The following is a 26,676-nucleotide window of genomic DNA, read 5'->3' as shown; positions in this document are numbered from 1 at the left end:
GCACTGTGCATGTGATATATGAGTCGGATTACACCGTGCTTCTTTGCAGGCCAGCCATTATCCATGCCTTCGGGTCCGGACCATCGGTTCAACTGATGGCTTTTTAAGAGGTTTCAGCCACCGAAGTTTACACATAAAGCTGCATTTCTTTGTTTAAAAATGTAATCTCCTGTCAGAAAGCTTTTTCATGCAGCGCGATTGTTCACTTTTTACACCTGGAGAGACGTATGAGCCGGCTGATATTACATATTGTTTTAAACGACATCATCAAATTGAAGATCATTTTATGGATATATATTACAATTTCGACATTTAGCAAACTGCATAAAAAATTCCGTTCTGTTTTTTCCATATCATCATTCCATGGTCAACTTCTGCTTCCATCAATATTGTTGCAGACTGCGATCGATTGCACCTTCCGTATTTGAACAATCTTTCACCAATACTGCCTTTCACCGATTGTGAAGCAACCTGTACATTTATTTCACGAATATGGACAATTATCTCTCCTATATGTGCTTTTCTTTTCCAATCGGCGTAAAGATTCCAATTTGTATTATTTTATTTTTTTAATTATTACTTGTGCAATTTACCACAAAACACACCGATTCCACCGGCTGTCATCCCGCATACATTTGGCTATATTGCACAATCGTTTACAATTTATTGTGTTTTTCAATTACGTTTATTCATTTTTATCTGTTACATTATTATGGAAATATTCACAGGAATGAAAAACACTTCTCATATATGCCTTCCTGGGATATTGTGAAGCAGCGGCATGCAGAAAGATGGTAAAACAGGCAATAAAAACAGCGTTTCCCGACATGGCTGTCAATCAGGAACTGATGCAGAACCCATCGGCCAAATCAAAAACGGGCAAATTTCCGGTACCGTCCTTTGCAATTGTACGGAAAATAAGGGAGCAGGTTTACTGTGGCTCTTTTTCGCAAAAGGATCATCTGTATAGATACAATCACTGTTATCCAGTATGTCTTGGGAAAACGATACCATCATCACTGTTTACGATCTGCAGCATGCCCCAAAAGAAAGACAGAATTCTATGACAAAAAGGAGGAAAAACAACATGCGTAAAAACATGAAAAAGACATTGGCCTGCGTACTGGCTGGCGCAATGGTTCTTTCCGGCAGCATCACCTCGTTCGCCGCAACGACCGATCCTTCGGTCAGCGAGCGTGAAACAAGAAATGCTGCGCTGTCCATGCGGGCTGCAAGCGAGGGCATGGTGCTCCTTGAAAACCAGAACAACGCGTTGCCTCTGCACACCAAAAAGATCGCGCTGTACGGCGGCGGCGCACAGGCCACCGTGAAAGGCGGCACCGGCTCCGGCGACGTCAACTCCAGGCATGTCGTGACAGTCCGCGAGGCCATGGAGGAGGCCGGCTACGATATCGTGACCAGGGACTGGCTGGACGCCTGGCAGGTTCTGCAGGACGACGCGCCGCAGTCCTCCATCCTCGGCGCACAGCCTTTGGCGGACGACATCGCGCTGACTGACGACGATATCGCGGCGGTCGCTGATGCGGGCTCGACACCATCGTCTATGTCGTTGGAAGGACGGCCGGCGAATTCAAGGACCGCACCGTCACAGGCGGCGACTATCTCCTGAGCGACGTGGAGCGCGCCAACCTGGAAAAGCTCGGCGCGGCATTCGAAAACGTTGTGGTCGTGCTGAATTCCGGCGGTATCATGGACACCAAATTCTTCGGTGAAATCGAAGGGCTCGATTCCCTGCTTCTGATGTCGCAGGCGGGCTGCGAAAGCGGCACGGCGCTCGAAAGGGTGCTTTCCGGCGCGGTCACCCCGTCCGGCAAGCTGACCGACACCTGGGCGGTCGACTATGAGGACTATCCTTCCTCTGAAACCTTCGCTAAGAATGACGGCGACAGCCTGCAGGAAAACTACACAGAAGGCATCTACAACGGCTACCGTTATTTCGATACATTCGGCGTCACGCCGGCCTATGAATTCGGCTACGGCCTGTCCTACACCGATTTCACCATCGATGTAAACACGGTCTATGCGGATGCGGACAAGGTCACGGTCAACGCCACCGTCACCAACACCGGCGACACCTATGCCGGCAAAGAGGTCGTAGAGGTTTATTTCTCGGCTCCGGACGGCACGCTGGAAAAACCGTATCAGGAGCTGGCGGATTACGAAAAGACCGATCTGCTCGCACCGGGCGAAAGCCAGCAGCTCACCGTTTCCTTCAACACCACGGACATGTCCTCCTACGATGAGGAGCTGGCCGCCTATGTCATGGACGCGGGCGACTATGTCATCCGTGTGGGCAACTCCTCCAGAAACACCGAAGTCGGCGCGGTTGTCCGTCTGGACAAAACCGTCACCACCGAGCAGCTTTCCAACCAGCTGGTCTGCGACCAGGAATTTGAAGAGCTGAGCAAGGCCGGCGCGGTTCCGTATACTTACGAGGGCGAAGCCGATGAGATCGCGGCGGCGCCGGTCATCGAACTGGCGGCTGACAGCATTGAGACGGTCAACAACGCAAGCCCCTATGATGACCAGAGCGTCACCACCTACCTGCTTGAAGGCGACGACAGCTATGAGCCGTCCTCCTACACCTTCAACGACGGCACCACCTATGAAGAGAATATCGAGTATGTCTCCCCGGTTGACGCGGACAAACTGAACCTGATCTCGGTCTACAACGGCGAAACCAGTCTGGACCAGCTCGTGGCCAGCATGAACGTCAGCGAGCTTGCGAAGCTCGTCAACGGCATCGGCATGGGCGGAAGCCAGGCGGTCGTCGGCGCACAGGCCAACACCGTCAACGGTGCGGCAGGCGAAACCACCGGAGATTTCTTCTATAAGTACTTCATCCCGAATATCGTCCTGTCCGATGGACCGGCCGGTATCCGCATCACCAAGGAATACGAACAGAACGGAACAAAATACTACCAGTATGCGACCGCGTTCCCGATCGGCACGCTGCTTGCGCAGACCTGGGACAAGGACCTGATCAACGAGGTCGGCCAGGCTGTCGGTGAAGAGATGGTCGAATTCGGCGTCACCATCTGGCTGGCGCCGGGCATGAACATCCACCGCAACCCGCTGTGCGGACGCAACTTCGAGTATTACTCCGAAGACCCGGTCGTCAGCGGCATCACCGCAACCAATGTGATCGGCGGCCTGCAGTCGGTCGACAGCGGCATCACGGTCACCACCAAGCACTATATGGGCAACAACCAGGAATCCGACCGTCAGACCTCCAACAGCTCGATTGGCGAACGCACCTCCCGTGAAATTTACCTGAAGGGCTTTGAAATTGCCATCAAAAACGCCAAACCGAAATCCCTGATGACCTCTTACAACAGGGTCAACGGCATCTCCGCCGCCGCAAACTATGACCTGTGCACCGACATCCTGCGCGGCGAGTGGGGCTTCGATGGATTTATCACAACCGACTGGTACACCAACGCCGACCCGGCCCAGTCCATGCACGCCGGAAACGACGTGATCATGCCGGGCGGACATGCCGCGGACGTTCTGAACGCACAGCCGGTAATCGCACAGCCATCGTTCACCGCCGACGGATATGTCACCTATCAGCTGCTTTACGGCTTTTTGAAGAAGGAAGACTGGAACGACTTCGTTCTCAAAAAGGGCGGCGCTTCCACCGTTTCCACCACCGTTGCGGCGGGCGTTACGCTCAGCAGCGATGTACAGAAAAAAGTCACTGCCGGCACCGCAACCGTCACGGAAAATGAAGACGGCAGCAAAACCGTCACCTATATCGGCAACTGGAAAGAGAAGAATCCAACCATCGCACTCGGCGATCTGCAGAAATCCGCCAAGGCGCTGCTCAGCTTCATCATGGAATCCCCGCAGTTCCGCGCCGTCCTGGCCGATCCTCCAATCGATCCGGACGCGCCGATTAAATCGAACTACACCGCCATCGTGGAGGGCTTCGACTGGGGTCCGGCCATCACCAAGCTGGTCGTCGATCTCGGCGTAAAGGCCGATGCCGGCTCGATTGACAAGGATACCTTCGGCGTCTATGTGGAACGCACCGGCGGCGGTATCTGGGGAGAGAGCAAGGGCGACCGCGCGGTCACTTCCGCTTACCTGTCCGATAAAAACGGCGCGGCGGTTGACGGTTCCAGCAGGTATGTCACGATTGAAATGCCGGTTGGACCGACATTGACGCTCGGCTCACCGTTCAACTACAACTTCTTCGGCGGCGGCCACAACGAGTGGGTCGACTCCGCTTATACGGTCACGCAGCTCAAGGACTTCGCGGCAGGCGACAAGACCATCTCCGATCTGGTCATTGACAAGAGTGCCGGCCAGAAGAACCTGATTGCCGATGAATTCGAAAAGGGCTCTGTCTCCTACACCGATGAGAAATACGGCGACATCACCCTGAATTACGGCTCCTGGTCCCCGGCTGAGGACGAGAAGAAGAACCCGCTGATCATCTGGCTGCACGGCGCGGGTGAAGGCGGCACCGATCCGGATGTCGTCCATCTGGGCAACAAGGTGGTCAACCTGGCAACCGACGACATCCAGCAGTACTTTGACGGCGCGTACGTCCTGACCCCACAGGCGCCGACCATGTGGATGGACGACGGCTCCGGCGGATACAACACCGACGGCAGCACGATGTATGAAGGCGCGCTGATGAACCTGATTGAAGAGTATGTCGCAGCCAATGACGACATCGATATGAACCGCATCTACATCGGCGGCTGCTCCAACGGCGGCTTTATGACCATGAAGATGATCATCGCGCATCCGGACTACTTCGCAGCGGCATATCCGATCTGCGAGGCGCTGCCGGACCAGTACATCAGCGATCAGGACATCGAGAACCTCAAGGACCTCCCGATCTGGATCACCCAGGCCGCGAACGACACCACCGTCAAACCGTCTGAAACGGCGATTCCGACCTACAACCGCCTGATCGAAGCCGGCGCTTCGAACGTCCACTTCTCCTACTTTAAGGATGTCGTCGACACCTCCGGCAAGTACACCAACGCGGACGGCACACCGTATCAGTACATGGGACACTGGTCCTGGATTTACACGCTGAACAACGAATGCACACTGGATTACGACGGCACGCCCGTCCTGCTGAACGGTGAAGAGACCACCATCATGGAATGGCTCGCCGCGCAGAACAAGGCACAGGCGACCTCGAATACCGCGGGCATCGAGATCAACCGGTCCTACAACGTCGTCACCGGCGTCAGCACAGGAACCGAGCCGGCAGACCTGCTCTCCAGCTTCTCCGTTCCTGCGGGAAGCGAGATCAGCATCGTTGACGCCCAGGGCAACGCGCTTAACGACGGCGCGTATGTCGGCACCGGCTGCCAGGTCATCGTGACCGCAGACGGCGTCACCACCGACGTTCTGGCCATCGCGGTCAGCGGCGATGTGAACGGAGACGGAAGATCCTCCGTCATCGACCTGCTCTCGATGAAAGGCAGAATCCTCGGCCGCGACGCTTACAGCGCGGCACAGGACTTCGCTGCCGATGTCAACGGCGACAGCCGCATCAACATCTTTGATCTGGTCATGCTCAAGCTTGCTATCCTCAATGATACTGTCATTTAAAACATAAACCATTCGGAACAAAGGGAGGCGCCCTCGGGCGGCCTCCCTTTGTCTTTGTCCGTTTGTGCATTCTGACGGGACAGCATACCGGAAAGAAAGCGGCGCGGCGCATTCGGATGCCGCTGCAAACAGCTTCATCTGCCGTGCTGTGGAAAAGCGGGACGCCTATCCGATGCTTCACGCCGGAAACGCAAGGTGCAGGTACACAGCTCACTTTATTTTGATTTCCGCCGATATAAATCCCATAACGTACTTTCCGTCAAGCTTCATCCGCTCCATGACCGCAGCCTTCCTGCACCGTTACCCTGCTGAAACTGCGAACGATCTGTAAACCCTGTCCTATATGCATTGACAATGCCTGATATGAGATATATTATATATAAAACATATATAATATATCTCATATCATATTGTTGGGAGGCTGTTATGAATCTAACATCATTCAAAGACCAGATCTGGGACCTTCTGCGCGGTGTCTCCGACGACATGGAAACCATCTTCCAGCCCATCACGCAGAACTATGGGCTGACGATGATTCAGGTCCGCATCCTGCTGGAGCTGAACATGAACGGCGCGCAGAGCATTGGGGCGCTTGGAAAAACCATCGGCATTGCGGGCGGCAACATGTCCGCCATGTGCAAAAAGCTCCAGCAGCTCGGATTTGTCACCCGCATCCGGGATCACAGCGATGAGCGCGTCGTCAAGGTCACATTGTCCGGGCAGGGGAAAGACACCATCCATGAGGTGGATGAACTGCTCATCCAGCGGTACTCCCAATGCCTGGACGGAGAAAAGGAAGAGGATCTCGACAACATCATCGAGGGACTTAAAAAGCTGCGCCGCCTGCTGCAGCGTTTAAAACATACGCAGGAGCCTCCTGCGGAAAAAGGAGTACAGCTCTATGGATAAAGTTAAATCACCCAAAAAACCGCTGATCTATTACTGCATGATCGCTTTGCTCATCCTTCTGCTGCTCAACACCTTTGTGTTCCCGGCTGTCATGAAAAGCCAGGTCACAGAGGTTGACTACGGCACCTTTCTGGCCCGTGTGGAAAAGGGTGAGGTCACAAAGGCTGAAATTGACGAGCATGAAATCGCCTTTCTGGCACAGAACGACGAGGGAAAGGACAGCATCTACATCACCGGACGCATGGACGATCCGGGCCTTGTCGAGAAGCTTTACGCCGCAGACGTCCAATTTACGCAGGTTATCCCACAGGAAAACTCTCCGCTGACCAGCTTTTTGCTGACCTGGATTCTTCCGATCGCGATGTTCTCCCTGCTGGGCCTGCTGTTCTCCCGCATGCTGCAGAAGAAGATGGGCGGCGGTGCCAACGCGATGACCTTTTCACAAAACAAAGCGAAGGTCTATGTGGCGGCACAGACCGGCAAGACCTTCGCGGATGTCGCCGGCCAGGACGAAGCCAAGGAGGCACTCGGCGAGATCGTCGATTTTCTGCATTCTCCGGACAAGTATAAAAGCGTCGGCGCGCTGATGCCGAAAGGCGCACTGCTGGTGGGCCCTCCGGGAACCGGCAAGACGCTGCTCGCAAAAGCGGTCGCCGGCGAGGCGAATGTACCGTTCTTCTCGATTTCCGGTTCAGAATTCATCGAGATGTTCGTCGGCATGGGCGCCGCAAGGGTGCGCGACCTGTTCAAACAGGCGCAGGAGAAAGCGCCCTGCATCGTCTTTATCGATGAGATCGACACCATCGGTAAGAAGCGCGACAGCGGCCAGTTCAGCTCGAACGACGAGCGCGAGCAGACCCTCAACCAGCTGCTGACCGAGATGGACGGCTTCGACTCCAGCAAGGGCGTGGTCATCCTAGCCGCGACCAACCGCCCGGACACGCTGGACAAGGCGCTGCTGCGCCCCGGCCGGTTTGACCGGCGGATTCCGGTGGAGCTTCCGGACCTCAAGGGCCGCGAGGCCATCCTGCGGGTGCATGCCGGGAATATCGTGACCGACGGCCACATCGACTACAACGCCGTCGCACGGGCGACCGCCGGCGCGTCGGGCGCGGAGCTTGCGAACATCGTGAACGAAGCGGCGCTGCACGCTGTCAGAGAAGGGCGGCCGCAGGTCGTTCAGAACGATTTCGACGAGGCTGTCGAGGTGGTCATCGCGGGCTATCAGCGCAAGGGCGCGGTCATCTCGCCGAAGGAAAAACAGATCGTCGCTTACCATGAAATCGGACACGCACTCGTCGCGGCCAAACAAACCGATTCCGCACCCGTACATAAGATCACGATTGTTCCGCGCACCTCCGGCGCGCTTGGCTACACCATGCAGCTTGAGGAGGGGGAAACCAACCTGATGTCCAAGGAGGAGGCGTTCAACAAGATCGTCACCTTCACCGGCGGCCGCAGCGCGGAGGAGCTGATCTTCGGCACCTTCACCTCCGGCGCATCCAACGACATCGAACAGGCCACAAGGATTGCGCGCGCGATGGTCACGCGGCTCGGCATGAGCAGGGAATTTGACATGATGGCATTGGAGACCCTCTCGAACCAGTATCTGGGCGGCGACGCGTCGCTTGCCTGCTCGCCTGAAACCGCTGCGAGGATTGACGGTGAGGTTCTTTCAATCATCAAATCCGCGCATGAAAAAGCCGTTGGCATCCTGAAGGAAAACATGGAAAAGCTGCATGAGCTGGCGGCCTACCTGCTGGAGAAAGAAACCATCTCCGGAGAGGAATTCATGGAGATTCTCAACGGCTCAACGGTCAATCTAAAGAAATAAATCGTTTAACCGGAATATTGTTTGTTTAAACGTCATCCAACACAGCCGTTCTGCTGAACCAGATACCATTCAATTCCCTCAAACATCAAAATGGGATCCATGCCGGTTTAAGCGGAGCGGTTCATCCGCTTATCCAAGGCGCCACACTGTAAAACCGCATGAAACCATCTAAAAAGATGTTCTGACATCATTCCCAGAATGCATAAGTATCATAATAGAAGAAGGAGCGATTGTAATTGACTGCCAAACAAAACACCGATCTCGGCCGCGACAGCGTCGGAAAGCTGCTGTTCAAGCTGGCTGTTCCCGCCATTGCGGCGCAGATCATCAATATGCTGTACAACATTGTGGACCGGATGTACATCGGCCACATTCCTGATATCGGCCCGGCCGCGCTGACCGGCGTCGGCGTCACCTTCCCCATCATCATGATCATTGCCGCGTTCAGCTCGCTGATCGGTATGGGCGGCGCGCCGCGCGCGTCGATCTGTATGGGAAGACAGGACAATGACGGCGCCGAACATATCCTCGGCAACTGCTTTACCGTGCTGCTGGGCATCTCGGTGGTGCTGACCGCCGTTTTCCTCATATTTGGCAAACCGCTGCTCATGATGTTCGGCGCCAGTGAAAGCACGCTGCCCTATGCCAGCGCTTACATGAACATCTATGTCTGCGGCACGATCTTTGTACAGCTGGCGCTGGGGCTCAACGCGTTCATCTCCTCGCAGGGATTCGCGACTACGAGCATGATGACCGTCGTCATCGGCGCGGTGATCAACATCGTGCTCGACCCAATCTTCATCTTCGTCTTCGGCATGGGCGTTCAGGGCGCGGCGCTCGCGACGATCCTCTCGCAGGCAGTCTCTTCGATCTGGGTGCTGTGGTTCCTGTTCGGAAAGAAAACCAAGCTGCGCATCCAGAAGAAATATATGATCCCGCGAAAGCATATCATCCTGCCGGTGCTTGCGCTGGGCGTCTCGCCGTTCATCATGCAGAGCACCGAAAGCCTGGTCAACATCACGCTGAACGCTTCCCTGCAGACCTACGGCGGCGACATCGCAGTCGGCGCCATGGCCATTCTGGCCAGTATGATGCAGGTGGTGCTGCTGCCGCTGATGGGCCTGACGCAGGGCGCGCAGCCGATTATCGGCTACAACTACGGGGCCGGGCAGCCCGGCCGGGTGAAAAAGGCCTTCAAGCTGCTGTTAATTTCCAGTCTGTGCTTTACCGGTATCCTGTGGGCGGTGGCGATGGTTTTCCCCGAGCTCTTTATATTGATCTTTACCGAAGACGCCAGTCTCACATCGTACACGATCTGGGCGATCCGCATCTATCTGGGCGCATCGTTCATATTGGGCGCGCAGGTCGCATGCCAGCAGACCTTCATCGCGGTCGGGCAGGCAAAAAGCTCGCTGTTCCTGGCGCTGCTGCGTAAAATTGTGCTGTTAATCCCGCTGATCTTCATTCTGCCCTGCTTCCTTTCCGACAAGGTTTTCGCGGTCTTTCTGGCCGAACCGATTGCGGATATCATTGCAACCGCCGCCACCTGTATCCTGTTCGGCCTGCAGTTTAAAAGAATCCTGAAGGGCTGCGCCGAAAAGGAAGCGGCGCTTCCCTCCAATTGACCATTCCTGAAAGGATGATGTATTTGGATTCCGTTTATCTCCAGTTTTTGTATCTGATGCTGTACAGTGTCATCGGATGGGTCTGCGAAACGATTTACTGCTCGATCGGACAGCGCAGATTTGTAAACCGCGGCTTTCTGAACGGCCCGCTCTGCCCCATCTATGGCGTCGGCGCGCTGCTGGTGCTGAATCTGTTCGGCCCGTTTTCAAGCAACCTGCCGCTGCTGTTCCTGGCAAGCATGGCGGTCACCAGCGTCATCGAATACATCACCAGCGTTTTGCTGGAAAAGCTCTTCCACTTGACACTCTGGAATTACTCCGGCAGGCTTTTCAACCTGCATGGACGCATTTGTCTCAGAAATTCCTTGCTGTTTGGGCTGATGTCGGTTATACTGGTACATATCATCCATCCCCGCTTCGACCGGTGGCTTTCAAAGATTCCTGAAAACGCGCTTGTGTGGATTGCCGCAGCGTTGTTCCTCCTGCTGCTTGCCGATATCCTGTACACAGTCCGCTCAATGCTGCTCTTAAACGGCAAAATTGAACAGATCCATCAGTTGTTTGAGGAACTGAAGGAGAAGACCGCACAGAGCCTGCAGGCCCTTCAGCAGCCGGAACGCGGCAGCGCGCTGCAGGCGCGCATCGAACAGATCAATCGAAGCGTCGGCGATCTTTTGACCCGGCACCGGCATTCCCACGGACGCATCCTGAAAGCCTTTCCGAACATGAAATCCCTGAAGCATCAGGAAGCGCTTGACCAGATCCGCCGGGAGATCAAAAAACGGAAGAATAAAATCAAATGATCCATAGACTGAATTTAAAAAGGAAAGGAGTTTTCATATGATGAACTGGCTGAGAAGGTTCATGATGGGACGGTACGGAGCAGACCAGCTTTCGTTTGCCCTGCTGATCCTGTACTTTGTGTTGACGCTCGTCTCTCAAACGATCAGATGGCCGTATCTCATGCTCATCGCGCTGCTGCCGATAGCCTGGTGCTTTTTCCGGATGCTTTCGCGCAATGTCCAGAAGCGTTATGCGGAGAATCTGGTGTTTTTAAAATTCTGGAATCCTGTCAAAGGATGGTTCAGCCGGCATTTCGGCCGGATGCGCGACAAGACCCATCGCTACTACCGCTGTCCGCAGTGTTCCCAGCAGCTGCGCGTTCCGAAGGGCCGCGGCAAGATCGAGATATCCTGTCCAAAATGCCACACAAAGTTTATTAAGAAAACCTGAAAAGAGGACTCCGGACAATCGTCCGGAGTCCTCTTTTGATGCCATCAAAATACAACCACCTGAGGTGGGCAATCGCCTACGGCGTTCTCTGTCGAGGAATTATTTAAACAACGGTTACGGGGCATCTGCGGTGGAGAAATTGCTTATGGCGTTCTTCGGTTGAGGAATTATTAACACTGTGGCTACGGGAATCAGGGTACCGACAAAGAAAACCTCAGGGAACGTTAACCTCTGCTACCAGCCATTCAGCCACCCTGCCAAAAGCAAAACGCCGCCCGCAGGCGGCCGAAGCAGAAAACGGGATATCGGAGGGGATTTTCAAGGGGGCCACCACCTGCGGTGGGGCGCTCGGCTACGCCGCTTTTTCTACTGTGTTGTTGTGGTGCGTGGTCATAGGCTCTTCTCCTTTTTCAGTGACGCGTAGCGCATGCCCCAGCGCAGCTGGCCCCTTGAACGGCCTTTCTTGGTTACTTCTTTGGCCGGCAAAGAAGTAACAACCACTATGCCAAGTGTCACTTGGTAAACAAAGTGGAACCGCTGCGCCGCTGCGGAACAAAGATTACATCATAAAAGAACCGCCGAGCATCATAGAAAACAATCTATCTCACAAATTCCTATTAATTTTCAAAACAATATTGCCAAATGGAATAAATAAGGCTGCATCCTGTGATGCTGTTTGTTATCTGTACATTTTAAACCGCTGGTCAATATCCTGAAAGGTCTTCTCCCCCGCTTCGCCGGTTGGATTTCCAAACGGCATCTGTGCGATGAGCTGCCAGACATCCGGAATATCCCACCGCTCCTTGACCTGCTCGTCGATCAGCGGATTGTAGTGCTGCAGGTTTGCGCCAAGCCCTTCGGCTTCCAGCAGATTCCAGACTGAAAACTGGAACATGCCGTTCGACTGCTGCGCCCACACGGGAAAGTTGTCCCGATAGAGCGGAAACTTGTTCGCAAATTTCCCAACCACCGACGTGTCGTCAAAAAACAGCACCGTTCCATAGCCGGCCGCAAACGATCCGATTTTCTGCTGCGTGGCTCCGAATTTCTCCGGTTCGGTCACCTTTCTCAGCGTCTCAAGCACAATGCTCCACAGCTCGTCGTGCTGCTCGTGCAGCAGCAAAACCGCGCGGGCGCTCTGCATATTGAAGGATGACGGCGTATACTGCAGAGCCTGACGGATCAGCTCCGCTATGCGTTCATCTGATATGCCCGGCTGCTTGCCGATCATATAGATGCTGCGCCGGGAACGGATTGAATCTAAAAAATCTTTGGACATGGTCTGCCTCCTGTTCTGAATGGGATTTCTCCTACATAGTATGTTCTGTTCTCACCCATCTATGTTTGGATTCTTTCAGAAATATATGCGGCCCGTGCTCTCTCCCTGCAGGGTAAAAGCACGGGCCATCTATGAAAAGGTTAGAATGGGCGTTTTAATCCGCAGGGATAGGTCTCTCCTGTCAGGTTCTCCTGCGCCTCGGCAATCGACGCATACAGCCGGTATCCGCCGGAAAGGTTGTAGCAGTCAAAACCGCTGCCGCTCAGAATGCGGCTGGCCACATAGCTGCGCAGTCCGCTGTGGCAGCACTCATACACCGGTTTGGATGGATCCAGTTCATCGAGGCGTTCCCTGAGCTCATCGAGCGGGATGTTGATGAACCCGTCAATATGGCTGCTTTGATACTCCATTTTTGTCCGTGTATCGAGCAGCGTCACACTGCCGTCGCGCGGAAGCTTAGCGATATCATCCCAGAAGAACTGCTTGACCAGGCCGCCAAGCACATTCTGGATCACAAAGCCGATCATGTTGACCGGGTCCTTTGCCGATGAATAGGGCGGCGCGTAGCACAGCTCCAGATCGGCCAGGTCGTCGGCGGTCATTCCGGCGCGAATGGCCGTGGCCAGCACATCGCAGCGCTTGTCCACACCGTCGAAGCCGACGAGCTGCGCGCCGAGGATGCGCCCGGTCTTGCGCTCAAAGATTGTCTTGACCGACATATTCGTGGCGCCCGGATAATAGGTCGCATGGGATGGGGAATAGGTATACACCTTGTCGTAATCGAGTCCGGCCTTTTTCGCTTCGGTTTCATTGATGCCGGTGGTTGCAACGGTCATCTCGAAGATTTTTAAGACGGCGGAACCCTGTGTATCTTTATAGGTATGCCGGATACCGCAGATGTTGTCGGCCGCTATGCGCCCCTGCCGGTTCGCAGGCCCGGCAAGCGGGATAAATCCCGGTTTTCCGGTCACGAGGTTTTTGATCTCGACGGCGTCTCCGACCGCATAGATGTTCTCATCGCTGGTGCGCATCGTCTCATCGGTCAGGATGCTGCCGCGTTCGCTGCAGGCGATTCCCGCTTCCTTTGCAAGCTCGCTTTCCGGACGCACGCCGACCGACAGGATGACCATATCGGTGCACAGCTCCCCATCCTGCAGGGAGACCGTCAGACGGCCTTTACAGCTTTGGATGGCTGTGACGCCGCTTGAGAGCCTGAGCCGAATCCCCTGCTTCAGCAGATAATTGTGCACATCGCAGGCCATATCGAAGTCGAGCGGTGCTATGACATGGTCGGACAGCTCGGCGATGGTCACCTCAAGGCCCAGACGGCGCAGATTTTCCGCCATCTCCACACCGATGTATCCGCCGCCGACAATGACCGCGGACCGGATGTTCTCTGAAACGGCGTACTGCTGGATTCGTTCGGTATCCGGTATGGTCCGCAGCGTGAAGACGCCCTTTTGATCGATTCCCTCAATCGGCGGGACAATCGGCTTCGCGCCCGGAGACAGAATCAGCTTGTCATAGGCTTCTTCATAGGTTTCGCCGGTCTGCAGATTGCGCACGGTGACCCGGCGGTTCTGCGGGTCGATGCCGACCGCCTCATTGAAAATGCGCGTGTCGATGCGAAAACGGCTCCAAAAGCTCTGCGGTGACTGCAGCGTCAGCATATCCGGGTCGGTGATCTCTCCGCCGATATAATATGGCAGGCCGCAGTTTGCATACGAAATATATTCCGAACGCTCCAATAGAATGATTTGGGCGTTTTCATCCAGACGGCGCAGCCTTGCCGCCGCGCTCGCACCTCCGGCCACGCCGCCGATAATAACCACTTTCATTTCTCACATCTCCTTACAATTCCCGCCAAGTTGTGCTATACTGTTAGATAGATTCCAATCAGGGGGAGGGGTTCACATGGCATCGATGGATACCAATTTTCTTATGGAGGTACTGCCGTTCTGGAAAGCACTTTCCGACGCCGATCAGCAGTACCTCATACAGCATACCCGTGTTTCAGATTACCCAAAGGGAACGCGCGTTCACAGCGGTTCGGCGCAGTGTACCGGCGTGCTGCTGGTTTTTACCGGACAGCTTCGCGCCTATCTGCTTTCGGAGGAGGGCAAGGAAATCACTCTCTTTCGCCTGCTGGAACAGGACAGCTGCTTATTGTCCGCAACCTGCATCCTGAAGAACATCTCGTTCGACATCTTCATCGACGCGGAATGCGATACCAAACTTTATGTAATTGAGGCCTACGCGTTCCAGACCATCTGCAGGAAATATATCGAAGCCGAGACCTTTTCAAAGGAGAACATCTCTTCCCGGTTTTCCGATGTGATGTGGGTCATGGAACAGACCATCTTCATGAAGTTTGATCAGCGCCTTGCAATCTTTCTGCTGGATCAGGCTTCGCTGGACGGCAGCGATACCATCCATTTGACGCATGAACAGATTGCCAGGCATATGGGTTCTGCCCGGGAGGTCGTTTCCCGGATGCTCAAGTATTTTCAAAATGAAGGGCTTCTGCAGGTTTCGCGCGGCGGCATCAGGCTGCTCGACCGCAAGCGTCTGCGGGACCTCACCTGAATCAGACGTTCAGCATCTCTTTGATCTGGTCCTTGCCTTTTGCGCCGACCGAGATCTTGACGACCTTGCCATCCTTGAGCACAACCAGTGTCGGGATGCTCATGACGTTGAAGGAGCTTGCAAGCTCCGGCTGCTCGTCGACATTGATCTTGCCGACCTTCGCCTTGCCGATCAGCTCCTCGGCCACCTGGTCCACCAGCGGGGATACCATCCGGCAGGGTCCGCACCACGGCGCCCAGAAGTCCACCAGTACCGGTACATCTGTGTTCATTACTTCCTGCTCAAAATTTTCTTTCGTTATAGATACAACACTCATTGTGAATGCCCCTTTCGTATTGTTTGATATTAGTATATGCGATATGCATGCTTTCGTCTGTGATAAAATCACATTTTGCAGGAGAAGTTGTCTTTTTTTATTTTTCTTGTCTGGCAATCCAATGCAAATTGGATGAATACCGGAATCCGGTTCCCATAATTTCCGAATGACTGCCGTCTTCGTTAAACTAGTTTTGATATAGACATGTCTGTCAGATTTTAAAAATCAAAGTGTTTTTGCTTTTATCAATCATCACAGAACTTCGGCTGGATAGTGGGTATATGTCTGCGGCGCGGCAGATTTCGTGATTGTCAATTTTGTCTTGGCAGAGTGGCTATGGCATCGCTGAGACGCAGCGGCCTTACGCTGTTTGCCAAGTAACACTCGGCAATGTGGTTGTTACTTCTTTGCCGGCCAAAGAAGTAACCAAGAAAGGCCGTTCAAGGGGCCAGCTGCGCTGGGGCATGCGCTACGCGTCACTGAAATAAGAGAAGAGCCTATGACAAACACACCACAACAACGCAGCAGAAAAAGCGGCGTAGCCGAGCGCCCCACCGCAGGTGGTGGCCCCCCTTGAAAATCCCCTCAGATATCCCTCTTTCTGTTTCGGCTGTCTGCGGACAGCATTTGGCTTTGGACAGGGTGGATGAATGGCTAGCAGCGGACGTTTACGTTCCCTACGACAGTTTCTACCTGTACCCCGATTCCCGTATCGGCTGCGTAAATGATTTCCTGACAAGAGAACAACGTAACGATTGCTCCGTCTCAGGTGGTGCAGGCAGCGGTTTCATTGGTGCTTTCTGCCTAATAGACCGAAGCCCACTCTGCTATGGAGTGGTGTTTTTTGTTAAATCGTCACACAGTATCTGGAAAACATATACAGACACCCAAGCTATGGCAAAGAATACATTGATCCATAATGATCTCAGAAACAAAACAAGATGTTATCAACCGGTGCTTATTCAACAGCAGTCATATCATATTCCAATGGAAAATATGATAAATTCCATGTTTACGGATTCAATTCTTCAGATTTTATAAATTTATTGCAAGGATTCGCGAGCGCGGTATTGATTAATGCGCCTATTTTTTGTACAATCAATGATAGACAAAAATCACTACAGGGAGGAAACACACAATGGGTAAAGCTTTGATCATCGGCGCGGGAGGCGTCGCCAGTGTTGTTGTACATAAATGCTGTCAAAACTCCGAGGTGTTTGAGGAAATCTGCATCGCGAGCCGTACAGTCTCGAAATGCGATGCTTTGAGGGACAAGCTTCAGGGAAAAACCAAGACAAAGATCACCACCGCGCAGGTCGACGCGGATCACACCGATGAACTGGTCGCTCTGATTCGCAGGGTTCAGCCGGATATCGTCATCAACGTCGCGCTCCCCTATCAGGATTTGACCATCATGGATGCATGCCTGGAGACCGGCGTGGATTACGTGGACACGGCCAACTATGAGCCGCTGGACACCGCAAAATTCGAGTATAAGTGGCAGTGGGCATACCGTGAGCGGTTTGAGAAGGCCGGCATCACAGCGCTGCTGGGCAGCGGGTTTGACCCGGGCGTGACCGGCGTGTTCAGCGCCTATGCGCAGAAGCATTACTTCGATGAAATCCACAGGATCGACATCGTGGATGCGAATGCCGGTGACCACGGCTATCCGTTCGCCACCAACTTCAACCCGGAGATCAACATCCGTGAGGTCACCGCAAACGGCAGCTACTACAAGGACGGCAGTTTCATCGAAACGCCGCCGATGTCGGTCAAGCGGGTTTACGACCTGCCTGAGATCGGCCCCAAGGACATCTATCTGCTGCATCATGAGGAGATGGAATCCCTCGCGCTGAATATCAAAGGCATCCGGCAGATCCGTTTCTGGATGACCTTTTCTGAAAACTATCTCAACCATCTGAAGGTGCTGGAAAATGTCGGCATGACCTCGATTGAACCGATTGAATTCGAGGGACAGCAGATCGTTCCGCTGCAGTTCCTGAAGGCGGTCCTGCCCGATCCGGCTTCCCTTGGACCGAGAACAAAAGGCAAGACCAACATCGGATGCATCTTCCAGGGCATCAAGGACGGAAAAGAGCGCACCTACTATGTCTACAATGTCTGCGACCATCAGGAATGCTACAAAGAGGTCGGTTCGCAGGCCATTTCCTATACCACCGGCGTCCCGGCCATGATCGGCGCCAGCATGATTCTGACCGGCAAGTGGAAGAAGCCCGGCGTCTACAACATCGAGGAGTTCGATCCAGATCCGTTCATGGACGCGCTGAATAAATTCGGTCTGCCGTGGCAGGAAAGCTTCTCCCCGGCCCTGATCGACTAGGAGAGGAGGAGCAGCCATCACACAGATTGATTTTAACCGGCTCCCCACCCCCTGCTATGTTGTGGATGAGGGCCTTCTGCGCCGCAACCTTGAACTGCTGCACAGCATTGAAACGCGGACCGGGTGCCATATCCTGCTCGCGCTCAAGGCCTTTTCGATGTACAGCACCTTCCCACTGATCGCGCGGTATCTTGACGGCGTTACAGCCAGCGGCCTGCTGGAGGCGCGGCTCGGCTATGAAGAGATGGGCAAGGCTGTCCACGTCTTCTCCCCCGCCTACAGCGAGGACGAATTTGACGAGATCATAGGGTACTGCGGCCACATCGTGTTCAATTCGTTTGACCAGTGGCGCAGGTTCGCACCTAAAATCCAGGCATCCGGAAAGCAGATTTCCTGCGGCATACGGATCAACCCGGGTTACTCGGAGATTGAAACCGACCTGTATAATCCGTGCTTCCAGAACTCCCGGCTCGGCGTGACACTGGAAAGGTTCGAGCCTGAGGCGCTCGATGGCATCGAAGGGCTTCATTTCCACACGATGTGCGAGCAGAATGCCGACACGCTCGAACGAACGCTGGCTGTCGTCGAAGAGAAATTCGGCCGCTGGCTTGGCCGGATGAAATGGATCAACTTCGGCGGCGGGCACCACATCACCCGGCCGGATTATGATGTTGAACGGCTTGTTCGCTGTATCGAACACATCCAGGACACCTATGATGTCGAGGTCTATCTGGAGCCCGGCGAAGCGGTCGCGCTGAATACCGGGTTTCTTGTCGCAAAGGTGCTGGATGTTGTCGAGAACGGCATGAATATCGCGATTCTTGACACATCGGCCGCCTGCCATATGCCGGACGTGCTGGAGATGCCGTACCGGCCTCAGATCATCGGCGCGGGAATTCCCCGGGAAAAGGCATATACCTATCGTCTGGGTGGGCCGACCTGCCTTGCCGGGGACATCATCGGCGACTATTCGTTCGACCAGCCGCTTTTTCCCGGGAAAAGGCTGGTGTTCTGCGATATGGCCATCTATACGATGGTCAAAAACAACACCTTCAACGGCATGAACCTGCCGTCCATCGTCCTGCATCATGAGGACGGAACCGATGAAGTGGTCAAGCGGTTCGGCTATGAGGATTTTAAGGCACGGCTGTAACGGTTTTGTTTCACCGCCATCCTCGGCGTGTACAGCCGGCCGGCTCATGAGAAGACAAAAATCAATCGCGGCGGATAAGACCCGCCGCTTTAATGGTCAATCCTTATACCGAGAAGTTTCTATATTTCCCGGTAAATACAAAAAGGGTGAACCGCCATATGGCGGTTCACCCTTTTTTCAGCAATAACGCTATGATGATTAAAATAGAATTTTATTGCAGCGCATTTCCATCGAAATATCTTTCACCGTCATGGTAAAAACAGTCTCGACCACGATCGGTAAAAATGAAGTGTACCGATAGGAAATTATCCGTTTAGAAGCTGCAGCTTCCAGTTCAGCAGGTCGATGACATTGATCTTGCCATCCCCGTTGTAGTCGGCCAGCAGCATCTGTTCCGGTGTAAACGCAATCTTGCCGCTGATGTACTTTTGGATCAGCTCGAGGTCACTCGTATCCAGCACACCGTTTCCGTTGACATCTCCCGGAACGATGCCGATGTTTCGGATCGCCTCGTTGAGGGCAGCCGCCGCATCGTCCGCCTGCCGCTGGGAAACCAGCTCGGTGTCATAGACCCTCAGCGCCTCAAGATACACCGCCTGCAGCTTCTCCCAGGCGTTCAGCGGATAGTCTTCCGGGTTCAAAAGCTTCGCGCGGATGATCGCCATACAGAGCTCATATCTGTCCACGACGACCTTGGCATCCCCGAACGCCGTCATCGCAGCCCTCAGTTCCCGGCAGGCTGCGCTGATCTCCTCGGCGGATGCGTCCCCTTCTTTGTCCGCGGCAGTCTGCGCCGCGTCGATTGCCTCAAGCAGTGCCGTTCTGACCTCTGCCGGTGTCTGGCCGTTCAGGATGCCCTCCACGGAATTGTCATAGAACGCCTGCGCGTCTTCGATCAAAGCCTTTAGCGGTTCCGCCGAAACCGTCACACGCGGCATGGCAAAACAGGCATGGTCAAACCTTGTGTCGTCTCCGCCAATCGTGACGACCAGCCGCAGCAGCTTATAGCCCTCCATCGGGATGCTCACATCCACCGGATCCATGCTCAGATCCATATGCTTTTCATAGAGGAGGTCGTCGTCGCCCCAGATCTGGTAGTCGACCGTACCCGCTCTGCCGTGCTCCGCGAATTCACGCTGTGCCTGCGCGTTGTTTTTCATATCGTCGCCGATGCCGATCTTCGAGGTGAAGACGACCGGCTGTCCGCCCAGATAGTAGGCGATGTTCATCGGGGAATTTCCCTGGAATCCATCCTGCGGTCCGGAATACTCCACGCCGCCGAGTTCCATCGGGATTCCATCGATTGTGAGGCCGTCGCGCGGCATTGGATCGGTCCAGCCGGTGTAGGACATCCAGTTCTTGGTGGTCAGCGCGCCGGTTACTGGAACCAGGTTTCCCTCCTCAATCTTCGGATCAATCCAGTCCGCGTGGTCATTGTTCATGCCGTCCAGATCATCCACAACGAGACGCAGGAAATCGCAGCCCGCAAGATCGACGGAGATCTCCTTCGCATCCTGCCAGGCGCCCATCCTGCCGGTCTCATACAGCAGGTCGTCGTCGCCGTATATCTGGAAGGATACGGAGGATACGCCTGCCGCCGCCTCATCGTCAATGCCCGCCAGCGCCGTAAAGGTGATATTCCTGCCGCCGATGTAGTAGATCATCTCAGACGGCGCATGGGTGCCCATACCGGCCGCATAGGTCTTGCCGTTGATGGTCAGCGTCCTGCCCTCGACCGACTGATCCTGATGGATGCTGCCCCATCCGGCCTTGCCGGATACCCAGTTTGTGGTGGTCAGCGGGCCGTAATCCACCGGCGTCAGCCCTTCGGTGGACATCCTCGCTTTGACGCTCACAAAGGTATTGAACGTGACGCGGTCGGTCGTCCGGTCCTCATACAGCAGGTCGGCGGCAATCGTGATCGGGACATTGCTGAGCTCCTGCTCCCCCGCCGTCACAAGCCACTGGATTTCAAAGCTTTCGCCGGTCGCCAGATCCTTGACGGTATTTGTCGTGATCGGCTTCGCGGTGAAGCCCTCCGGCAGGTTCAGGATAAACGCCGCGTTTTCCACAGCCAGCTGTCCGCCGTTGACGAACTTCGCCGTCAGGATCGTCCTGCTGCCGGTTCTGAGGCTCGAATTGGACAGGCTGCCAAAGATGTAAGCGCCCTTGTCAACCGCACCGGCCGGCTCAACGATGTACATCTTGACGCCGTGGGATGGAACGGACGCCGCGGCAATGCCGGATACGGTTTCGACAGCGCTGCCGTCCTCATGTTTCTCCCAGACATCCCGAAGCCGATAGCTCGGCGCATCCGCCAAACGGTAGTGCTCGCCGTAATACTCCGCATCCATCTTTTCTATCAGGCTGCCGATCTCGGAAATTTCCATATGCATCATCGCGGAGGAATCGGAACGGTTGAGCATCAGCAGCGCAAGCTTTCCGCCCTGCAGCGGCTTCGCCAGATATTCGAGATCCCCATCGTCTTTGAAACGGATGCCCTGTACGCCCATGGCGTCCTGATCGACCGCAATCGCGTCCTCGTTGGTGATGATCTCCAGGATGTCCTGGCGTTCATCCAGAACGCGCAAATCGTTGCCCAGAATCAGCGGGGACGCCATCATACACCACAGGCTGAAGTGGGACACATTTTCGTCGCGCGTCAGGCTGCCGTTGCCAACCTGCAGCATATCCGGGTCGTTCCAGCCCTTGTCCGGTCCCGCATAGGGATACAGTTCAACATTGACGTCGTAGATGCTCATCACGGAGCCCCAGCTCGCGCCGATGTCACCGGTGGTCCTCCACATATTTCCGGTCTGCGGACCCCAGGTCCAGGGCTGCCGTCCGCCCCATTCGCAGATGGAGAAGCAGATCGGCCGTTCAGGCTCACCGGATTCTCTGGCAACCGCCTTGGTCGCCTTCATCAGGGCGTCGCGCATCGTGCCGTAATTGTACCGCGCGCTGTCCGCGTCCCGGTAGGAGGAGCGGATCGGATTATAGAAGCGCAGCGTGTTCTCTCCGGCCTTCAGCTCCAGCATCGCCGAGCCTCTGGCCCACGCGCCGTTATGCGCCGGGACCGGCGGCAGCATCATGCGGACCGGATGGACGCTGTCCCCGTTGATGTCGATGAACATCGGCACCTCGGAATCCGAGTATTTGCGGATATAGACAAGGTTCAGCGCATATTCGCCGTCCTCTGGAACCGTGACGGTAAAGGTCGCGCTGCCCGCGTTCTCATGCAGCCCGTCGATGTATCCGTTTGTCATATAGGCGTTTCCCTGCAGCTGCGCAGAAGACGCCGGATAGGTTTTTACCTCCGTACCCTTTTCAAACGGCTTCGCAAGCTGGATCTCGCGGATGCCGTAGGACATGGTGGAAAGCTGCACATTGTGGCAGTAGTCATACTTGAAGTAATCGACGCCCCACTGAGCAAAGGAGGCGGCATCCCGTTCCTCGTTGAAGACCGATGCCGGAAGGTCCTGACAGGTGTACAAGCCGTTGGAAGTATAAAGGCCGATCTTCATACCGCGTTCATGCACATAATCCGCCAGCCCCTTGATTCCGTCCGGGAAACGGATCGGATCGCTCTGCAGCCTGCCGTTGATGTCCCTCGCCGATGCCTGCCAGTTGTCGTCGAGGTTGATGTACTCGTAGCCAAGGTCGGTGAGCCCGTGCTCCTTCATGGCATCCGCCGTGCTCGTAATCAGGTCGTCGTCAATGTTGGTCTGAAAGGCGTTCCAGCTTGACCAGCCCATCGGCGGCGTCTTTGCCGCACCGTTATCGTGCGCGCCCACACCCATGGACAGCATACAAGCGGATAAAGCCGCGACCGACAGAACAGTGAACATCTTTGTGGTTTTTTTCATGCTCTTTCCTCCTTTTTAAATAAAAAACAAATAATCAGCCCTTATATTATTAATTATATATTATCTTATTTAAACCTCATTGTAAATGCATTTTTCTATGATTTGTATAAAATATCTGTATTTTTTTCTTTTCCGCAATTCCATCATGCTCACGATCTATAAACGCTCCCTATTTTTCGGTGATTTTATACATATGAACCTTCCTATAGCCCCGCAGTATTTTCACGGCTGCACGTCCATTCGCGCAATGCAATATATTCATCATTCAATCTCATTCTATCCACATAAAACCTGTGAAGCATATCTGCAGACAGAGCCTACGGGCACCCGACAGGAAAATCAAAACCACCTGTTGAACTGGTGGTATGCACCGGCCCTGAAAGGGCATCCTACCGGCCGGTCTCTTAAGAGACACCGTCATTTTCATCACACACTATAACTGCTAAAGCAGTTATATCTCTATAGCTTCTCACTTTGAGCGAAATGATCGTTGCCATTCGCTTCCCTCTATCCTGAAAGCTATAGCTTTTTATTCTCACCGGCACAGCCGGTGCTTTTGTTACGCTAAAGCTACAAACAGAACGGCGGCACTCTAAAGCGCCGCTGTTTCCGCAGATCAATAAATGGCAGGATATAAAAGAACAGAGCCGCGTTTGATATCCGAACGCGGCTCTGTTCTTTTATTTTATGTCAGCCGATGTGCTCTTTTTTGTCCTCTTCTTTGGTTCACGCTTACAGTATGGAATCTTCTGTATCTTCTCATGATGCGCAAGACAGGCCTTGCAGTCCCCATGCCGCTTACACTTTCGCAGACAGGTACATTCTTCCAATCCATTGGCAAGCATTCCACTTCTCCCCTTTGCTCTAAATATCCAGCCTTCAGTATAGCATACCGGCCTGGATGCTGTCACGCGAGTCTTTTCGTTTTTCTGAAAATTTTTTATCAATAACACTTGACATTTCAGAAAAACAGATGTATGCTTTAGATAAGACATACTACAAATGTAGAACTATGATCGGAGGTGATTACAATGTGCGAATTGACAAAATTACCCGATGGCGAACTGAAAATCATGCAGGCAGTCTGGGAAAACACGCCCCCTGTCACTACCCGGATGGTGATCGATCGGTTATCTCCATCAAAAAAGATTAAAACCCAGACGGTCCTCACCCATCTGGACAGGCTCATCGCACGCGGGTTCATCCGCTGTGAGAAGGTGGGACAGGAACGCCGTTACTTCCCGCTGGTAACCTGTGAAGATTACCAGCAATTTGAAACAAAACGGTTTATGGAGCAAATCCACAAGAATTCCTTTTCCAGTCTGGTGACAGCATTGTTTCGCGGAAAAGAAATACCAGAACAGGAGTATCAGGAGCTGAAAGAATGGTTGGAGAAGGAGGGCAGAAAGCCATGAGTTTCTTTCTCCCATCGCTGTTCATCTGCTCGGCAACCATGTCGGCAGCGGGGCTCATCTATCTGGCTTTAAGACCACACCTTGCAAAACGTTATTCCGCCAGGACGCGCTATTATGCGTGGCTGCTGATTCTTCTGGGATTCTTAATTCCATTCCGTCCACAGTCTGATACCGCCATCATTCAAATCGAATTGCCGGCGGCATCCAGTGCTTCCTCCGTCAAATCGAACAATCCTTCAGAAACGGATCTGGCCGGCAAGGGACAACTGAACCGTACATATGGGAACGCCCCCGATTCCCCGCGTTCCCCATCCGGCACTGGAAAAACAAATGATGCGAATGGACATCCGCGCGTATCCATACCGTCAAACGGTCATGACCGTCTCGCTTTAAAATCAGATGTACCGCTGTCTTTCATCGGCTCTTCCCTGCGATTTCCGAGTGATAGCGGCGTCCTGTTTCCAGCTTCTCAAGGCCCCGGCCAGAATAACGACGATCAGAGTTTACCCCGCGGCATCTCATGGGAGCTGCTGACTGCCCTGATCTGGAGCATCGGTTTTTTGGGAAAGCTCATCTATCACCTCACCGCACATCTGCGATTCATGCATATCGTGCGCCGATGGAGCACAGATATCACCGCGGAACCGATCAACACCATGCTGGACAGCCTTGCAGCAGAGATGGAAGTCAGGCAAACGGTGCGTTTGAAATCCTGTCCTCTGATACACTCCCCTATGCTGATCGGACTTAGAAATCCCTGCATCCTGATTCCAAAGCAACAGATTCCAAAGGAGATTCTGCCGCTTGTCCTGAAGCATGAGCTGGTTCACCTGAAACGCAAAGACATTCTTATTAAAGTATTCGTTTTACTGGCATCCTCCCTGCACTGGTTCAATCCAATTCTGTACCCCATTCTGCAGGCAATTTCACTGGACTGTGAAACCTCCTGTGACGAAGCGGTACTCAGCAACCAGCCCAAAGCCATACGCCTGCGCTATGGGGAAGAAGTCCTGGAGATTTCCAATAAACATCCAAAACTGCAAACCATATTTGCTACCAATTTTTATGGAGGTAAAAGAGTTATGAAAGAAAGACTGCAGAATATTCTATCCTGTACCGGCAAACAAAAAGGCATCCTTGTGCTGGTTCTCGTTCTTGTCGTGATCATCGCATTCGGCGGCATTGTCAGCGCGGTGAACGGACCATCGTCGGACGATTCCTCCGACGGCACAGCTTCTGTCACAGATTCCTCTCAGCCACCCGAAAATGAGCCGTCCAACCAATCCGAATCGGATCCTTCATCTCAGACCGCTTCGGAAGCTGAAATCGAAACAAAAGCGCCGCTGCCGACTCCCGAGGACTATGAAGGGCTTAAGGAGCTTGCGCTCTCGGGCGACGCAACCCAAGATCAGATCTATGAGTTTTACAAAGCCGCCGCCAAGCGCCGGGTGGAAGGCACCGACCTGTCCGGCACAAAGGTCACCGGCGACGACATTCCTTTTACGGAAATGCACACCGTAGATGATGGATATCGGGTGTATTACCAGGATCCTACCGGCAATACCTATGAAGAAAAGATGCCGGAGGACGGATTTGCTATTGTTTATGAAAACGGCATAGCCGTATGGTGTGATAAAGACGGCTGGTTTATATCCCTTCATGGAGACTCTTACCCTAGGAGAGATGATCCACAATACGGGAATGCCGGCGTTAAAGACCCGGAAGGCTACGAAGCGTTTTTCAAGGGCTATCTCGAAGACTTCCCGGAAAAGGAGTGGCTTATGAACATCACCGGCCTTGGGGATGAAATATCTAAACTGAGAAATGGTGAAGCGTTTGACGACACGTTTTATAACCATCTGAGCAGTATCGCCTCTTACAACATGGATGACGGCATCTGGGTGAAAGGGAGCACAATTGACGAGTTTGCAAAAAAGCTCTCCGATGACTCTTCTTTAAACGGAAAAAAGGAAAAGAATGAATATGGTGACTATGTACTAAAATATGACAATGGTATCGCACTGACATGCAGCATATATGGTACTTATACGGATATTTCCGGTGTAACATGGTATGCATATGAGCATCCGGATGCATCGGCTGAAGAAATCTTAAAATGGCGGATTGAAACCTTTTGGGATATTCAAAAGGATTTTCCGGACCTGGTTTTGGGTGGCGGTAATATTAAAGGTATGCTGAACAATCAATTTTTCTTCGATGGCAAACCGGAAAGTCGGGCCAAACAAAAGGTTCTATGGTAAAACCAAACGAATTACCTTTCCCTCTACGTGTGAACCTGCCTCTTTATGAAACACTGTTCTTCCCCTCATATCAGCTTTGCTTCATCCAATACGTGAAAGGCATGACTTCATTATACAGTTTTATGTGCTATGCTTCGTTAAACGCAATCACCCCCATGCAGAATCATTCTGCATGGGGGTGTTCTTTTTATAGCTTGGTTTTTTTCCAATAACACTACGCAATCCGTTTACTGCAAAAAGGCAGGGTGGAGGGCCAA

The 26,676-nt window shown here is 53.6% G+C and carries 17 protein-coding genes; 13 read left to right on the top strand and 4 right to left on the bottom strand.

Annotated elements, in window-relative coordinates:
- Positions 1 to 1,087 precede the first annotated feature (1,087 nt).
- The 7 genes from BN348_RS14290 to BN348_RS03860 all read left to right on the top strand — a co-directional run bounded on the left by BN348_RS14290 (position 1,088) and on the right by BN348_RS03860 (position 11,202).
- Positions 1,088 to 1,630 (top strand): glycoside hydrolase family 3 C-terminal domain-containing protein, encoded by a 543-nt coding sequence (locus BN348_RS14290; protein ID WP_197068275.1) that lies wholly within the window; start codon positions 1,088 to 1,090, stop codon positions 1,628 to 1,630.
- Complete coding sequence (locus tag BN348_RS12960; RefSeq protein ID WP_278247736.1) at positions 1,558 to 5,601, top strand: glycoside hydrolase family 3 N-terminal domain-containing protein; 4,044 nt, start codon at positions 1,558 to 1,560, stop codon at positions 5,599 to 5,601. Before BN348_RS14290 ends, BN348_RS12960 begins: the two co-directional genes overlap by 73 nt.
- Before the next feature lie 426 nt (positions 5,602 to 6,027).
- The gene (locus tag BN348_RS03880; RefSeq protein WP_052446688.1) at positions 6,028 to 6,510 is read left to right on the top strand and encodes a MarR family winged helix-turn-helix transcriptional regulator; all 483 of its coding nucleotides are present in this window, start codon (positions 6,028 to 6,030) and stop codon (positions 6,508 to 6,510) included.
- Positions 6,503 to 8,344, top strand: coding sequence for an ATP-dependent zinc metalloprotease FtsH (gene ftsH, locus BN348_RS03875; RefSeq protein ID WP_040196348.1), 1,842 nt, complete (start codon positions 6,503 to 6,505; stop codon positions 8,342 to 8,344). Before BN348_RS03880 ends, ftsH begins: the two co-directional genes overlap by 8 nt.
- Before the next feature lie 236 nt (positions 8,345 to 8,580).
- On the top strand, positions 8,581 to 9,969 hold the full coding sequence (locus tag BN348_RS03870) for an MATE family efflux transporter (protein ID WP_040196346.1): 1,389 nt from the start codon (positions 8,581 to 8,583) through the stop codon (positions 9,967 to 9,969).
- A 23-nt stretch (positions 9,970 to 9,992) separates the two neighbouring features.
- Positions 9,993 to 10,772, top strand: a complete 780-nt coding sequence (locus BN348_RS03865; protein WP_040196345.1) for a putative ABC transporter permease — start codon at positions 9,993 to 9,995, stop codon at positions 10,770 to 10,772.
- 37 nt (positions 10,773 to 10,809) lie between these two features.
- Positions 10,810 to 11,202: an intracellular growth attenuator family protein gene (locus tag BN348_RS03860; protein ID WP_242844301.1), complete on the top strand. Its 393-nt coding sequence runs from the start codon at positions 10,810 to 10,812 to the stop codon at positions 11,200 to 11,202.
- 679 nt (positions 11,203 to 11,881) lie between these two features.
- On the opposite strand, the gene BN348_RS03855 is transcribed toward BN348_RS03860, so the two are convergent.
- Both BN348_RS03855 and BN348_RS03850 read right to left on the bottom strand, forming a co-directional pair.
- Positions 11,882 to 12,481, bottom strand: coding sequence for a nitroreductase family protein (locus tag BN348_RS03855; protein WP_040196343.1), 600 nt, complete (start codon positions 12,479 to 12,481; stop codon positions 11,882 to 11,884).
- Positions 12,482 to 12,621: 140 nt separating this feature from the next.
- On the bottom strand, positions 12,622 to 14,319 hold the full coding sequence (locus BN348_RS03850; protein WP_040196342.1) for an FAD-dependent oxidoreductase: 1,698 nt from the start codon (positions 14,317 to 14,319) through the stop codon (positions 12,622 to 12,624).
- A 76-nt stretch (positions 14,320 to 14,395) separates the two neighbouring features.
- Between BN348_RS03850 and BN348_RS03845 the strand changes: the two genes are divergently transcribed.
- A complete protein-coding gene (locus BN348_RS03845; protein ID WP_052446687.1) occupies positions 14,396 to 15,067 on the top strand; it encodes a Crp/Fnr family transcriptional regulator in 672 nt (223 codons plus the stop codon).
- 1 nt (position 15,068) lies between these two features.
- Here BN348_RS03845 and trxA read toward each other — a convergent pair whose 3' ends face one another.
- Positions 15,069 to 15,383: a thioredoxin gene (gene trxA / locus BN348_RS03840; RefSeq protein ID WP_040196341.1), complete on the bottom strand. Its 315-nt coding sequence runs from the start codon at positions 15,381 to 15,383 to the stop codon at positions 15,069 to 15,071.
- A gap of 573 nt (positions 15,384 to 15,956) precedes the next feature.
- Here trxA and BN348_RS13830 point away from each other — a divergent pair.
- From BN348_RS13830 to nspC, 3 genes are all read left to right on the top strand, one after another.
- A complete protein-coding gene (locus BN348_RS13830) occupies positions 15,957 to 16,424 on the top strand; it encodes a hypothetical protein (protein WP_156136403.1) in 468 nt (155 codons plus the stop codon).
- 97 nt (positions 16,425 to 16,521) lie between these two features.
- The gene (locus BN348_RS03835) at positions 16,522 to 17,724 is read left to right on the top strand and encodes a saccharopine dehydrogenase family protein (protein ID WP_040196340.1); all 1,203 of its coding nucleotides are present in this window, start codon (positions 16,522 to 16,524) and stop codon (positions 17,722 to 17,724) included.
- Positions 17,725 to 17,740: 16 nt separating this feature from the next.
- Positions 17,741 to 18,877, top strand: a complete 1,137-nt coding sequence (gene nspC / locus BN348_RS03830; RefSeq protein ID WP_420885251.1) for a carboxynorspermidine decarboxylase — start codon at positions 17,741 to 17,743, stop codon at positions 18,875 to 18,877.
- 305 nt (positions 18,878 to 19,182) lie between these two features.
- Here nspC and BN348_RS03825 read toward each other — a convergent pair whose 3' ends face one another.
- Positions 19,183 to 22,743, bottom strand: a complete 3,561-nt coding sequence (locus tag BN348_RS03825; protein WP_040196336.1) for an NPCBM/NEW2 domain-containing protein — start codon at positions 22,741 to 22,743, stop codon at positions 19,183 to 19,185.
- Positions 22,744 to 23,774: 1,031 nt separating this feature from the next.
- On the opposite strand from BN348_RS03825, the gene BN348_RS03820 reads away from it, so the two are divergent.
- Positions 23,775 to 24,158: a BlaI/MecI/CopY family transcriptional regulator gene (locus BN348_RS03820; protein ID WP_040196335.1), complete on the top strand. Its 384-nt coding sequence runs from the start codon at positions 23,775 to 23,777 to the stop codon at positions 24,156 to 24,158.
- Complete coding sequence (locus BN348_RS12955; protein ID WP_052446686.1) at positions 24,155 to 26,419, top strand: M56 family metallopeptidase; 2,265 nt, start codon at positions 24,155 to 24,157, stop codon at positions 26,417 to 26,419. Before BN348_RS03820 ends, BN348_RS12955 begins: the two co-directional genes overlap by 4 nt.
- The last annotated feature ends 257 nt before the right edge of the window (positions 26,420 to 26,676 follow it).

It is taken from the genome of Candidatus Soleaferrea massiliensis AP7, from assembly GCF_000820765.1.
Taxonomy (GTDB): Bacteria; Bacillota; Clostridia; order Oscillospirales; family Ruminococcaceae; genus Soleaferrea; species Soleaferrea massiliensis.
This window is presented reverse-complemented; position numbering and strand designations above follow the sequence as displayed.

What these genes read in the sequence shown, in the direction of transcription:
- BN348_RS03820 (WP_040196335.1), top strand. Translation starts at nt 23,775, where the DNA reads ATGTGCGAATTGACAAAATTACCCGATGGCGAACTGAAAATCATGCAG.
- BN348_RS03860 (WP_242844301.1), top strand. Translation starts at nt 10,810, where the DNA reads ATGATGAACTGGCTGAGAAGGTTCATGATGGGACGGTACGGAGCAGAC.
- BN348_RS03845 (WP_052446687.1), top strand. Translation starts at nt 14,396, where the DNA reads ATGGCATCGATGGATACCAATTTTCTTATGGAGGTACTGCCGTTCTGG.
- BN348_RS03880 (WP_052446688.1), top strand. Translation starts at nt 6,028, where the DNA reads ATGAATCTAACATCATTCAAAGACCAGATCTGGGACCTTCTGCGCGGT.
- BN348_RS03850 (WP_040196342.1), bottom strand. Translation starts at nt 14,319, where the DNA reads ATGAAAGTGGTTATTATCGGCGGCGTGGCCGGAGGTGCGAGCGCGGCG.
- ftsH (WP_040196348.1), top strand. Translation starts at nt 6,503, where the DNA reads ATGGATAAAGTTAAATCACCCAAAAAACCGCTGATCTATTACTGCATG.
- BN348_RS03855 (WP_040196343.1), bottom strand. Translation starts at nt 12,481, where the DNA reads ATGTCCAAAGATTTTTTAGATTCAATCCGTTCCCGGCGCAGCATCTAT.
- BN348_RS03835 (WP_040196340.1), top strand. Translation starts at nt 16,522, where the DNA reads ATGGGTAAAGCTTTGATCATCGGCGCGGGAGGCGTCGCCAGTGTTGTT.
- BN348_RS14290 (WP_197068275.1), top strand. Translation starts at nt 1,088, where the DNA reads ATGCGTAAAAACATGAAAAAGACATTGGCCTGCGTACTGGCTGGCGCA.
- trxA (WP_040196341.1), bottom strand. Translation starts at nt 15,383, where the DNA reads ATGAGTGTTGTATCTATAACGAAAGAAAATTTTGAGCAGGAAGTAATG.
- BN348_RS03825 (WP_040196336.1), bottom strand. Translation starts at nt 22,743, where the DNA reads ATGAAAAAAACCACAAAGATGTTCACTGTTCTGTCGGTCGCGGCTTTA.
- BN348_RS12955 (WP_052446686.1), top strand. Translation starts at nt 24,155, where the DNA reads ATGAGTTTCTTTCTCCCATCGCTGTTCATCTGCTCGGCAACCATGTCG.